Here is a 12,992-nt window from a genome sequence, read left to right as displayed (position 1 = left end):
TGGCTTTGCTCCCAGGTCGCGATGTGGGTTTCCAGGAGGGCAAATGTCCAATAAAGAAAAAGCAAAAAAGCCTACCCTTGCCAGTCGAATGGCCGAAGATCAGCTGCGGCCGGTCGAGGGGGCCTTCGCCGAATGCTCGAAATTTGATATGGGCACCGCTGATCTGTCGGTCGAACGCTACATCTCGCGGTCATTCCATGAGCGCGAAATGCTAGCAATGTGGCCGCATGTTTGGCAGATGGCCTGCCATGAAGGCGATATCCCGGAGGTCGGTGATTACATCACTTACGAGATCGGCAATCGCTCGTTCATCGTGGTTAGGGTCGCAGAGGGCGAGATTAAGTCCTACCCGAACGCCTGCCTGCACCGGGCCATGCGTCTGGTCAAGGGGCAGGGTAAGGCAGGAGCATTTACCTGCCCGTTCCATGGCTGGTCCTGGGGGCTCGATGGTTGTAATCGCCGCATTACCGAGGACTGGGATTTTCCGCAAACCTGCGAACGCAACATGAACCTTCCGGAGGCGCGGGTGGGAACCTGGGGCGGATTTGTCTTCATCAATCCCGACGCGGACGGTAAAGAGTCCTTCGAGGATTGGTTGGGCGTTCTTCCGGCGCACTTTAAGCGCTTGCCGTTGGAAGACTTCCGGGTTGCTGTGCATGTCGCGCGCATAGTGCCCGGCAACTGGAAGGTGGCCATGGAAGCGTTTATCGAGTCCTACCACGTGATGCCGACGCACCCGCAGTCGGTGCCAGTGTCCGAGTACGCTGAGACCCAGTACGACATCTTCGACCGCAACGTCAGCCGTCTGGCCACCGTGTCGGTAGCACAGGCTTCCGGTATCACTCGCAAGATGTCGCAGCAGGAGTTCGCGGACTATGCCGCCAAGGGCACCGGGCGCGAGCCGATTCAGGTTCCGGATGGTATGACCTACCGCAGCGCTTTGGCGGATCAACGCCGTCAAGCGGCCGCCGCTGCGATGGGCAAGTCGCTGGACCATCTCAACGATGTCGAGTTGCTCGATGCGATCGAGTACTTCCTATTCCCTAACTTCATGCCCTGGTATGGCATGGGGCTTCCGATCGTCTATCGCTTCCGCCCCAATAAGGACAATCACGACAGCTGCATCATGGAAGTGTACGTGATGACGCCGCGTAACCTTGCCGAAGCGATGCCTAGGGCTCCTGCAGTGGAGTGGTTGCCCGAAGACAAGCCATTTGTAGAGTGCGCCGCCCTTGGGCGTTTGGGTCCGATCTTCGATCAGGACTACGACAACATTGAAGGCGTGTGGATGGGGTTGCAATCCACCGTCATGAAGGGGCTGGTTCTGGCCAGCTACCAAGAAGCGCGTATTCGCCACTATCACAGTCGCATCGACGACTTCATCAACGCCCAAGAGAAATAGCGCCATGAACAGTATTCCCGATAGCGTCGAAGAAGATCTCTCCCAGAGCGTTCTGTATGAAATCATCGACGGCCATATTGCCCGTATCACGCTGAATCGGCCGCACCGCAAGAATGCGATCCTGACGCCGGACATGAACGACATGCTGGCCCAGGCGTTCGCCAAGGCGCAGGACGACGACGAGATCAAGGTGATCATCCTGGCGGGTAACGGCAGTGATTTCTGCTCCGGAGAAGACACCAAGAAAATGCCGGTCGAGGCGTTCGGCCTGAAAAAGGGTGGTCGGCTTGGCCAGTCCAAGCGCATGCGTGGTATCCGAAAGCTGCTCGACAGCACCCTGACCGGCACCATTTGGGGCGACAAGGTGGTGATCCTGGCAGCGCAAGGCGCTGTGCTGGGGCAGGGGTTCTCCTTTGCCATGACGGCTGACATTCTGATCCTCTCCGAAGATGCGTATGTAGCTCGTCGTCAGAGCCGCATTGGTTTTGCCGGCTTCGAAACCCAACTGCCGATGACCATGCTGCGCCTGGGCTTGAACCGGGGGATGGAGATTCTTCTGACCGGTCGCAAGATGAGCGCCCAGGAGCTCAAAGAGTGGGGGGTCGCCAACTCGGTGGTGCCGCGTGAAAAACTGGAAGACGAAGCGCTGCGATATGCCCGCGCCGTGGCGGCCCACAGCACCGACAACCTGATGCTCGGCAAACGTGCGCTGCAGCAATACTTCCATGGACTGGGTATTGGCGCCTTCCTTAACTTCGCTACCGTAGGGCACTCGTTGTTCTCCAACGTGGTATGGCGAGAGGACGAGATCAATTTTCTGCGCGAGCGGGATCGCGTCGGCGGCCGTCAGGCCATGAAAAACCTCAACCAGGTCTGGGACGACCTGGGGTTCGACTGAGGCGCCGCGGACTATGGAACTTAACTACGGACCAGAACACGACGAGTACCGAGAACAGGTACGCGGCTTTCTTCGCGAAACCTGGAAGGAAGGTGCGGATGTCGTCGCCTTTCGTCAGCAGGCCATTGAGGCCGGCTACCTGTATCGGGGTATTCCCAAGCGTTTCGGCGGTTCTGAGCAGCCGTCCGATGTCATCCGGGCACGAATCATTGCCGAAGAGTTCGCTGCGGCCAAGGCGCCGGGGGAAATCAAAGGCAATGGCGTGCAGATGCTGGTGCCGACCCTGCTCGAGCGCGGCGCCGAATGGCAGAAGGAGCGCTTTGTCGCCAAGACGCTGAGCGGCGAGTATCGCTGGGCCCAGGGCTTCAGCGAGCCGGGCTCGGGCAGCGATCTGGCAAGCCTGCGGACCCGTGGCGTATTGCGCGATGGACAGTGGGTGATAAATGGCCAGAAGGTATGGACGTCCTATGCCAAGGACTGCCAGTACATGTTCGCGCTGATTCGCACCGAACCGGAGGCGAGCAAGCACCAAGGTATCTCCTACCTGTTGATCAATCTCGATCAGCCGGGCATTGATATCCGCCCGATGAAGCAGATCAACGGCGGCAATGATTTCAACGAGGTGTTCTTCACCGATGCGGTGACCCCCGAGGACTGGATCGTCGGTGAGCGAGGCGAGGGCTGGAGCGTATCGAAGTCGTTGCTCAAGCATGAGCGCAACATGCTCGGTGGCATCGACCGCTCCGAGTCCCTGTTCGACAGCCTGCTGGGGCTGGCGAAACGGACCGTCAAAAATGGTGTGCCGGCGATCAAGGATCCTTGGGTACGCGATCGACTGGCAGCGCTCAAGGCCGAGCTGGAAGTGCAGCGCTGCTCCAGCTTCATTCAGATGAGTCGTGAGCTGTCTGGTGATGGTGGCGGCCTGCTGCAGATGATGAACAAGCTTGGCCAATCCAACTACGCCGCGGCGGTGGCGGAGGTTGCCAATGCGATTCTCGAAGACGAAGGGTTGATCTCCCCAATCGGTAACCGCCGACCGGGGAACGAGCGCTGGGTCAATCAGTACATGAACTCCCTGGCGGCGGCGATTGCCGGCGGCACCTCCAATATCCAGCGCAACATCATCGCCGAGCGTGGTCTCGGCTTGCCGCGGGAGAGCAGTCAATAATGAGGTTCGATCTAGACGAGCAACAGCGCGCCTTTCAGGACGCTGTGGTGGATTATCTGCGTACTGAATGCCCGATTAACCGTGCTCTTGAGCCGCACGAGCATGGCCACGCCGACTTGACGATCTGGCGCGGGTTGATGGAACTGGGCATCGGCGGCATGGTGGTGCCGGAAGAATATGGTGGCCTCGGTCTTGGCCTGCTGGATCTGGCCGTGGTGGCCGAGCCGGTGGGGCGTTATGCCATGCCGGGTCCGTTCTTCGAGCATGCCTTGGCGACACTGGCCATCACCATTGCCGGCAGTGACGAGCAGAAAGCTAGATGGCTGCCGGCGTTGGTGACGGGTGAACTGCGCGCCACGGTGGCCTTGGCGGAAGCCAAGGGTGAGTGGACAGCCGATACCTGGACCCTTGAAGGCGAAGGGCATCTGAGCGGTCGCAAGCAGTACGTGCTGCACACCGAAGGCGCTGATCTGATTGTGGTTGGCCTCAAGGGCGGAGCGCTGGCGGTGGTTAAGGGCGATGCCAGCGGTATCGAGCGTACTGCGGTCCCGTCAACAGATGCTGGGCGTACGCTGGCCCATCTGGAATTCAACCAGGTCGCCATGGAGCGTCTGCCATTGGCGGCTGGCCAGAGCTTAGTAGACGCCGGGCTCATTCTGTTGGCTGCAGATGCCTTCGGTGGCGCTTCCCAGGCCGTGCATCTGGCGGTGGAGTACAGCAAGGAGCGCGAGCAGTTCGGCCAGGTAATCGGCGCTTTCCAGGCAGTGAAACACCAACTGGCTGACATGGCATTGATGGTGGAGCCCTGCGTCGGTCTGTACTGGTACGCCGCCCATCTGTTCGATACCGCACCGCTGGGCGCCCATGAGGCTGCGGCATTGGCCAAAGCCCATATCACCGAGGTGTACCCGAAGATCACTCGCCGCATGATCGAAGCCCATGGCGGCATCGGTTACACCTGGGAATATGGCGCACATGTCTGGCTCAAGCGTGCGTTGTTCGATCAGGCCTATCTGGGCATGCCCCAGTTGCACCGTGCGCGTGTCGCCACAATGTCCGGCTGGTAAGAGAGGGTTTTCATGACAGGCAAGACCGTATTTATTTCGGGTGGTACCAGCGGGATCAATCTGGGTATCGCCAAGGGCTTTGCCGCCCAGGGTGACAAGGTGCTGGTGTTCGGACGCGATCCGGACAAGGCCGAGGATGCTGCCGAGCAGATCCGCGCGCAAACGGGTGGCACCGTCATGGCTGGTAGTGCCGATGTGCGTGATTTCGCGGCGGTGTGTGCATTGTTCGAGCGGGCAACTGAAACGTTGGGGGCACCCAGCGTGGTGATCGCCGGCGCAGCGGGCAACTTCATGTCGCCGGCCGTGGGTATCTCGGCGAATGGCTTCAAGACAGTGGTCGATATCGACTTACTGGGCACCTATAACGTGTTCCGTGCGGCCTACGATTTTGTCCTCAAGCCCGGAGCTTCGCTGATCGCCATTACTGCGCCGCAGGCCGTGCAGCCACTGCCACAGCAAGTCCATGTATGTGCTGCCAAGGCAGGTGTGAACATGGTGGTCAAGGTGTTGGCGATGGAATGGGGGCAGGCCGGCATTCGCGTGAATGCTATTTCCCCAGGGCCGATTCGCGGAACCGAAGGTGTCGAACGCATGGCGCCTACTGAGGAAGACAAGCTCAAATGGAGCGAGCACACTGCGCTGCGCCGCTTCGGGCTACCTAGTGATATCGCCCAGGCGGCTATCTTTCTGTCGTCTGAAAACGCCAGTTACGTGACCGGCACCATCCTAGATTGCGACGGTGGTATGAAGCTGGGTGATGCCAGCGGTGACTTCATCACGCTGCCCAAACGCTGAGAACCTGAAGATGACTGAACTCGTACAATTCGAAGTTGGTGACGATCACGTCGCTACGATCACGCTCAACCGTGCGGACAAAATGAATGCAATCAACGCCGAGATGATGGCCGAGATCAAACGGCTGTGGCAGGTCGTTCGGGACGACGACCATATTCATGCAGTGGTATTTCGGGCAGATGGTATCCGGGCGTTCTCCACAGGCCTGGATCGGGTCCAGGGGTTCGACTACCCGGACAATATCTGGAACAAGCCCGATCCGGGTGAAAGCCTTGACCCTAAGCACCACAAGCTCTGGAAGCCGGTAATCTGTGCTATCAGTGGTATGTGTGCTGGTGGCGCTTTCTATATCCTGGGCGGAGCCGATGTTGTAATCGCCTCGGAAGATGCAACCTTCTTCGACCCGCATGTAGATTTCGGCCTGGTCGCGGCATTAGAACCCATCAGCATGGCTCGTCGAATGCCGTTGGGTGAGATTCTGCGTGTTTCCCTCATGGGGGTAGAGGAGCGCATGAGTGCGCAGCGCGCCCATCAGATCGGTCTGGTGAGCGAGGTGGTTGCCCACGATGCGCTTTGGGCGCGGGCTCGCAAGGTAGCTGCGATCATCGCCTCCAAACCCTCAGTTTCCACTCAGGGAACGGTAAGGGCAATCTGGGAGTCACTCGACATGGGGCGGTCGCAGGCCATGGCCCGGGGGTTGAGTTATACCCAGCTGGGCAATGCGCAGGGCATTGCGCAAGTAGAAAACATGCTGCAGAGCGGAAAGCGCAAAGACTTCGAGGTCCGTTAAATGTCTGGAATCGCCGAACACATAGTGGATGCCACCAAAGCCGGTGGCTTGCTGACCGCCATCGATTTCGAAGGTCAGACCCTGAGTTGGCAAGCATTGAACACCGCCATCGGGGATCTAAGAGAGTTGTTTGTCGAAGCAGGCCTATCTCGTGATGCTGTTATCGGCTTGCTGGGGCGCAACCGGCTGGAACAGCTAGGTGGTTTCATTTCCACTCTGGGTGCCGACCGCGGGCTTCTGCTGATCAACGCGATCCGTCCCGTAACCCTGGTGGTTGAGGAAATCGCAGGTCTTGAGCTGGGCTGCCTACTCGGTAGTCGGGACGATCTTGTGCCGGAGGTTGTCAAAGCCGCACGTTCATGCGGCACCATGGTAATTGCTGCAGAAGTTCAGGAGGGGTGTCTGGTGTTCGAGCGATTGGCGCCTCTTGAGGCGACAACCTTCCGGTTACGCGGCGCTGGGACGCTGATCGAGATTCAGACCAGTGGCACTACCGGTGCGCCAAAGCGCATTCCAGTTTCCGAGCGCACGATCGCGTCATCACTTCGCGATGGCGTGCGCAGTGCCAAAGGCACAGTGGACGACTTCCAGCTGAAACCGCAAAGCTCACCGACGCTAATGTTCAGCCCGCTTGTCCATACCAGTGGGACCTTCAACACTCTGATGTCGGTGTTCGAGGTTCGGCCATTGGTGCTGTTCGAAAAGTTCGATGCCGAGCAGTATCGCCAGGCGTTGGTGAAGTATCGACCCAAGTTCGTGCCGCTCCCGCCCACAGCAATCAAGATGATGGTAGACAGCGCTGCAACCCGCGAAGATTTCGCCAGTGTCCGGGCCGTGCGTGCAGGGACGGCTTCTCTTCCGGTCCAGCTGCAACTGGCCTTCGAAGAGAAGTTCGGTGTGCCGGTACTCACTACTTATGGCGCGACTGAGTTCATGGGCGTGGTCACCAGCTGGACCCTCGACGACCACAAGGCCTATGCACTAAGCAAGCGAGGCAGCGTGGGGCGGGTTTCGAAGGGCGTGCAGTTGCGGATCGTCGACCCCGATACCCGCGAGGAAATAGTGAACGGTGGTCAGGGTATTCTCGAAGCCAAACTCGATCGTATCGATGGTGGTCGTGAATGGATAACCACCACCGATCTGGCCCGGGTCGACGCTGATGGTTTCCTCTACATTGTTGGTCGTGTAGACGATGCGATCATCCGGGGCGGGTTCAAGGTAATGGCAGGCAAGGTCGCCGAGGTGATCAAGCGCTATCCCGGGGTGTACGACGCAATCGTGCTCGGGCTGCCTGATGAGCGTCTTGGTGAAGTGCCGGTAGCGGTGGTTGAGGGATATCCCGGGAGCGAATTGGACGGGGGAGCGATCAGGCAATTCGCGAAGGACAACCTGACTCCCTATGAGGTACCGGTTCGTGTCCATGTGGTCACGAGCCTCCCGCGGACGGTCTCGGACAAGATCAGTCGTCCTGCAGTCAAGGAGCTGCTGTCGAAGATCCATTGATCCGCTCCGCCCGCCTGGTTAGTTCCGGGCGGGCTTCCGGAGAGACCTGAAATGAGCCCAAGTACCAGCTGCCAGCCAGGCGCACCCGGCTGGTTCGCGCGCATGGTCGCGCTTCCCACCACACACGGGCAGGTCGACGTTGGAGGAGCACAGGTCCACTACCGATGCTGGAATCCTGATGACGTGGAAAAGCCTTTGCTGTTATTCGTGCATGGATTCCTTGCCCATTCGCACTGGTGGGATTTTGTCGCACCGTTTCTTATCGGAAAGTTCTGTGTAGTCGCCATGGATTTTTCCGGCATGGGTGAGAGCTCTCATCGCGATGCTTATACCGCTGAATTGTGGAGCGACGAGATTGTGGCAATCGTCCGACATTTGGATCGCGGACCTGCGAGCCTGGTGGCACACAGCTTTGGCGGTGCGCGAGCTTTGGAGGCTTGTTCTGTCTACCCGGCGCTATTTAATCAATTGATCGTACTGGATGCCTACATCCACTTCGATGACCATCCGCCTTTGAAATCTGGTTACGGACCTGCCCGGCAGCCCCGGTTTTTTGCGGATATCCAATCTGCAATGGCGCGTTACCGGTTGGTTCCGGAACAGCCCGTGCTTGACTATATCCTCTCTTACCTGGCGCAACATTCATTAACGCGAAGTCATCGAGGGTGGACCTGGAAATTCGATCAGTGCAAGTTGGGGTCGTTAGAACGGGCGCCCGACAGCACGTTGATGTTGACCTCCCTGGGTGTACCCACGACGCTCGTTCATGGCCAGTACAGCCGACTAGCGTCACCTCGGCACATGCAGCGCGTTAATGCGCTGCTGCGGGTTGGTCGTGGTGTGGTCGAAATTCCTGAAGCGCATCACCATGTGATGCTTGATCAGCCGCTCGCAATCGTTGCTTGCCTGCGCACATTGCTATCGAGCACAAGCATTTCATGATGAACATAGTTATCTATGTTGACTAAGATATCTATTAAGGTTACCTTCCTTTGCACTAGCGTGCACGATTCCAAAAATTACAGCGTGTGACTGCGCAGCAGTGAGGTTCGCATGAGCAAGCCAAGCGTTGGTTTTATCGGTCTGGGTCGCATGGGCGGCCCCATGGCCGATAACCTTATCGCCAAGGGTTTCCGGACAAACGTTTATGATGTCGTCGACAATGCCGTCGCGTCGAGGGTGGATGCCGGTGCGATTCGCCATGCCACACCAGCGTCGCTTGCGAGTGCTTCCGATGTCGTCTTTACCTGTTTGCCCGGCCCCAAGGAGTCCCAGCAGGTGATGACCGCTGCAGATGGTGTTCTGGCCGGTCTGCGGCCAGGGGCATTGATAGTCGAATGCACCACAGGATCACCTGAGTTCGTACGCGAGCTTGGCACCCAGGTACAGGCTCAGGGGGGGCACCTGGTGGAGGCGTGTGTCAGTGGTGGACCACAGAACTCGGTCGCCGGCACATTGCTGTTGATGCTGGGGGGTGATGAAGCGGCAATCGCCAAGGCGCGACCGGCTCTCGAGGCTGTAGGTAATCGGCTCTACCATATCGGCCCCTTGGGTTTCGGAACTGTTGCCAAGCTGATTCACAATATGGTTTTTAACGTGTCGATTCAGGTGGCTGTTGAGGGCATGGTCCTCGCACTCAAGAGCGGGATCGCCAGCGAAACGATGCTAAATATCCTTACCGAAGGCGCCTACGGGCAGGGCGCGATTACGCGCTGGATTTTGCCGCGGATGGTCGATGGCGCGGCGCTTGGCCAACAGCATTTTCCGATTTCTCTCTCATATAAAGATCTTTCCATAGCGACCGAGCATGCTCGAGCAGTGGGCGCATCTGCCCCCTTTGCCGCGATGGCCGAGCAGAACTTTCTCGAGGCGTTGGCCCGCGACCTGGGGCAGTGTGACAACCGCGAACTGGCAGCCATGTTGGCGGCTCGCTCCGGTATAGCCGATGGGCTTCTGGATAAAAACCGATTGGTACAGCAAGAGGGACAACCATGAGCGGGCATCTGTCAGTCGATGAAGAGACCCTTTCGCGTCGCGCGCAAGCACGTGAGGCGGTATTGGGCCCAAGCTCCTTCACAGTATCGCCCAGCGTCCTTTCACAACCACTGCTGGAGTGGTCGGAGTCCGCAGTCTGGGATGTATGGTCACATCCGGACCTATCGATCAATCATCGGTGCCTGGTCACCATCACCATTCTCGCCATCCAAGGGCGTATGGAACAACTGGAGTTGCACGTTCGGGGAGCATTCAATAACGGTTGGTCTTCCGAGCAGTTGGCGCAATGGGTAAACCACCTGGCGGTTTACGGTGGCGTAGCGGCGGCGGCTGCAGCGTTGGGTGTGGTGCAGAAAATTTCCGGCGAAGGTAAAGGCTGAGCGGTTGACCCGTTAGCCGAAGTTCGTTTGCCCGTTAAAAACAAGAAAGAGTGGAGCAATTTCCCCTATGACTCAGATTACCTTCGTAGAGCACGGTGGCAATCGTATTGAAGCCCAAGCCCAACCAGGTGACTCCGTCATGAAGGTGGCGTTGGCGTATGGCCTGGGCGGCATCACGGCCGAGTGTGGCGGGTGCCTTAGTTGTGCCACCTGCCATGTCTACGTTGACGAGGGCTGGCTGGAGCGCATCCCTGCAGCAACTGACGATGAAAGGGCCTTGATCGAGTGCGCAGTAGATGCCGGCCCGTCCAGTCGACTGTCCTGCCAACTGATCGTTGCAGAGGGGTTGGATGGATTGGTGGTTCATCTCCCCGAGTCTCAATACTGAGTCGATCAAACACAATAATCTCAATACAGCACTGTGATTTTTAGAGGGAAGGGAAGATGAGCGAAACCATGCATCTGGATCTGGTGGATCCTGCCACGTTCGCCGAGGGGCCGCCGCATACTTACTTCGATTACTTGCGTGCTCAGGATCCGTGCCATTTGCAGGATGACCCGCGTGGCGGAAAGCTCTGGTCGCTGACCCGCCATGCCGACATCCGCGCGCTGAGCATGGACAAGGAACGCTTCACCTCCGCCTTCGGTTTTCTCTATCCCAATGTTCCAGCCGGTACGCGTGGTGAAGACAACCTGATGTTCACCGATGGTCCTCGGCATGCGCGCCTTCGTAGCTTCCTGGCTGGCTCGTTTTCGCCCCGCGTTGTGGCTCAGTTCGACCACTGGATCCGTGAGATTTGCGTTGCCATCGTGAGCAAAGTGAAAACTGTTGGGAGTTTCGACGCAATCGCTGAGATCGCTGCGGAGCTTCCGGCGCAGGTAATCGCCAGCATCCTTGGTGTACCGAATGAGGATCGGCATAACATCGTGACCTGGGCTACAGCACTGTTCGGCCGGATGGATCCGGAAATCGGTATTCAGGGGTACATGGCTGCACGTACCCAGGTCGAAGCTTATGCACTGGAGCTGCGGGAACTGAAGCGCAAGCAACCGGGGGCTGACATGGCCACTGAATTGATGCTGGCAACTGCGGCTGACGGCCCCATCACTGACGGCGAGTACCAGCAATCGGTGTATTCGCTGATGATCGCAGGCTTCGAGACCACCCATACGCTGATTGCTCAGAGCCTCTTGCTGATGGCGAGTGATCCAGACGTACAACGTCAGGTGGATGAGGCGCCCCGCGAGTCGCTCAGGGAGGTGATCGATGAGTTCCTGCGTGTGGTTTCTCCGGTCAACCATATGGGCCGAACCGCGCTGCAGGACGTTGAAATCCATGGCAAGCAGATCAAGAAGGGCGACTTCGTGATGATGTGGTACGCGGCGGGCAATCGTGACCCCGAGGTTTACCAGGACCCCCATCGCTACAACTATCGCCGGGACCGTAAAGGCCACATCGCGTTCGGTGGCGGGGGCGCGCACTTCTGCATCGGTGCACACCTGGCTCGGCTCGAGGTTGAAATCCTCCTCGATGAGTTCCGCAAAGCAGGTCTGAAGCTTGAGCTCGATGGTGCTCCCCAGCGAGCAATCGATGTGGCTATCAATGCGATCCGCCGGTTGCCAATGAAGGCTGTCTGACAGGCAGCCTCGTCATTGCAATTTGATCGGTTTCCAAACACAGGTGTGAATTTCATGTCGACAGTTATCAGCGCCGAAGCACTATTTGCCCAAGCACGGGCGGATCGTGAGCTCGCGCATCGTCTACGCGGTTTCTCGGGGACTCTTGCCCTGCCTTTCCTGAGCCCTGCGCTCGATATTACGTTTGAAAGTGGCAAAGTCACTGCGGTGGGCCCGTCGAGCGGTGTTGCGCCGCTGTGCTTTGAGGGGCCGCTCGAGTTCTGGGACAAGGCCTTGGGTCCTGAGCGCGCACCGGGTTATGAACAGTTGACTTCCGGGATGGGCAAGGGGGTTCGCATCTCAGGCCTGACGCCGGAGTTGATTTCAGCCTATCACGGCGGCTTCGCCAGGTTGTTCGATGTCCTGCGCGAAACGTTGTATGGCTGCGAGGCGGTGCAGCAAGCAGAGGACCTGTTCGTAGATACGGATACCGCGGTGGGCCGTTATGTGCGAGTCAAGGCCAACGGAAAAGTCGCCCGTATGTACTACGAAGAGTCCGGCGAAGGTGATGTTGTTCTGTTGATGCAGCACACCGCAGGAGGTGACGGGCGGCAATATCGCCACCAGCTTGCCGATCCCGAACTGCAGAAGCGTTGCCGGTTGATTGCCTATGATCTGCCTTATCATGGGCGCTCGCTTCCACCTTTTGGCGAGCGTTGGTGGGAGCAACCCTACAGCACCAGCAAGGAGGAGTTGATGGGCTGGGTCATCGGCCTGATGGAGGCGCTAGATATTGATCAGCCGATCTTCATGGGCTGCTCGGTCGGTGGAAACCTGGCACTGGATCTGGCGGCACATCACCACGACAAACTCCGTGGCGTGATCTCGCTCAATGGCTGGTATGCCCCACTTCCGCGCCACAGCGGCAATGACCAGTTCCGGGACCCGACCCGCTCGCAGGATTTCTACGCTTCCCTGTGCTTGGGTGTCACAGCTCCGCAAGGGCCAGAGCCATACCGTCAGGAAATCTACTGGAACTACGCCTCTAACTTCCCCGGTATTTATGCCGGCGACAACGACTACTTTATCTCTGGCCATGACCTGCGCGTCGATGGTCACCTGATGCGTCCGGACAAGACGCCAGTCTATGTCCTGGTAGGTGAGTACGACTTAAGCGCCCGGAATCTGGAAGTGGGTGGGCCTGCTGTGGCTGCCAACATACCCGGAACGATCTATCGAGAAATGAAAGGCCTGAGTCACTTTGCTCCCACCGATGACCCAATGGGCTTTCGCAAAGAGTTGATTCCCGTGCTGGATGCAATCCTGCAGCTCTGACGCCGTCAACGGGGAGCTCTGATTCGATTGAGGAAGTGGGCA

The 12,992-nt window shown here is 58.4% G+C and carries 13 protein-coding genes; all 13 read left to right on the top strand.

Annotated elements, in window-relative coordinates; genetic code table 11:
* Positions 1-43 precede the first annotated feature (43 nt).
* The 13 genes from HNR03_RS01420 to HNR03_RS01360 all read left to right on the top strand — a co-directional run bounded on the left by HNR03_RS01420 (position 44) and on the right by HNR03_RS01360 (position 12,950).
* On the top strand, positions 44-1,402 hold the full coding sequence (locus tag HNR03_RS01420) for an aromatic ring-hydroxylating dioxygenase subunit alpha (protein WP_259150259.1): 1,359 nt from the start codon (positions 44-46) through the stop codon (positions 1,400-1,402).
* A gap of 4 nt (positions 1,403-1,406) precedes the next feature.
* The gene (locus HNR03_RS01415; RefSeq protein WP_259150258.1) at positions 1,407-2,300 is read left to right on the top strand and encodes an enoyl-CoA hydratase/isomerase family protein; all 894 of its coding nucleotides are present in this window, start codon (positions 1,407-1,409) and stop codon (positions 2,298-2,300) included.
* A gap of 13 nt (positions 2,301-2,313) precedes the next feature.
* Positions 2,314-3,468: an acyl-CoA dehydrogenase family protein gene (locus HNR03_RS01410; protein ID WP_259150257.1), complete on the top strand. Its 1,155-nt coding sequence runs from the start codon at positions 2,314-2,316 to the stop codon at positions 3,466-3,468.
* The gene (locus tag HNR03_RS01405; protein ID WP_259150255.1) at positions 3,468-4,535 is read left to right on the top strand and encodes an acyl-CoA dehydrogenase family protein; all 1,068 of its coding nucleotides are present in this window, start codon (positions 3,468-3,470) and stop codon (positions 4,533-4,535) included. Before HNR03_RS01410 ends, HNR03_RS01405 begins: the two co-directional genes overlap by 1 nt.
* Before the next feature lie 12 nt (positions 4,536-4,547).
* Positions 4,548-5,330, top strand: coding sequence for an SDR family oxidoreductase (locus tag HNR03_RS01400; RefSeq protein ID WP_259150254.1), 783 nt, complete (start codon positions 4,548-4,550; stop codon positions 5,328-5,330).
* Between the two features lie 10 nt (positions 5,331-5,340).
* Positions 5,341-6,120 (top strand): enoyl-CoA hydratase/isomerase family protein, encoded by a 780-nt coding sequence (locus HNR03_RS01395; RefSeq protein WP_259150253.1) that lies wholly within the window; start codon positions 5,341-5,343, stop codon positions 6,118-6,120.
* Positions 6,121-7,623 (top strand): class I adenylate-forming enzyme family protein, encoded by a 1,503-nt coding sequence (locus tag HNR03_RS01390; RefSeq protein WP_259150252.1) that lies wholly within the window; start codon positions 6,121-6,123, stop codon positions 7,621-7,623.
* Between the two features lie 51 nt (positions 7,624-7,674).
* Complete coding sequence (locus HNR03_RS01385; protein WP_259150251.1) at positions 7,675-8,565, top strand: alpha/beta fold hydrolase; 891 nt, start codon at positions 7,675-7,677, stop codon at positions 8,563-8,565.
* A 111-nt stretch (positions 8,566-8,676) separates the two neighbouring features.
* Entirely contained in the window at positions 8,677-9,618 is a 942-nt protein-coding gene (locus tag HNR03_RS01380) for an NAD(P)-dependent oxidoreductase (RefSeq protein WP_259150250.1), read from the top strand.
* On the top strand, positions 9,615-9,998 hold the full coding sequence (locus HNR03_RS01375; protein ID WP_259150249.1) for a carboxymuconolactone decarboxylase family protein: 384 nt from the start codon (positions 9,615-9,617) through the stop codon (positions 9,996-9,998). The genes HNR03_RS01380 and HNR03_RS01375 overlap by 4 nt, the downstream gene beginning before the upstream one ends.
* 67 nt (positions 9,999-10,065) lie before the next feature.
* The gene (locus HNR03_RS01370; protein ID WP_259150247.1) at positions 10,066-10,386 is read left to right on the top strand and encodes a 2Fe-2S iron-sulfur cluster-binding protein; all 321 of its coding nucleotides are present in this window, start codon (positions 10,066-10,068) and stop codon (positions 10,384-10,386) included.
* 68 nt (positions 10,387-10,454) lie between these two features.
* On the top strand, positions 10,455-11,636 hold the full coding sequence (locus HNR03_RS01365) for a cytochrome P450 (protein WP_259150245.1): 1,182 nt from the start codon (positions 10,455-10,457) through the stop codon (positions 11,634-11,636).
* A 54-nt stretch (positions 11,637-11,690) separates the two neighbouring features.
* Complete coding sequence (locus HNR03_RS01360; RefSeq protein ID WP_259150243.1) at positions 11,691-12,950, top strand: alpha/beta fold hydrolase; 1,260 nt, start codon at positions 11,691-11,693, stop codon at positions 12,948-12,950.
* The last annotated feature ends 42 nt before the right edge of the window (positions 12,951-12,992 follow it).

It is taken from the genome of Pseudomonas sp. JAI111 (assembly GCF_024809425.1).
Lineage (GTDB): Bacteria > Pseudomonadota > Gammaproteobacteria > Pseudomonadales > Pseudomonadaceae > Aquipseudomonas.
The sequence above is the reverse complement of the archived record's forward strand: the minus strand, read 5'-3'. Positions and strand labels throughout refer to the sequence as shown.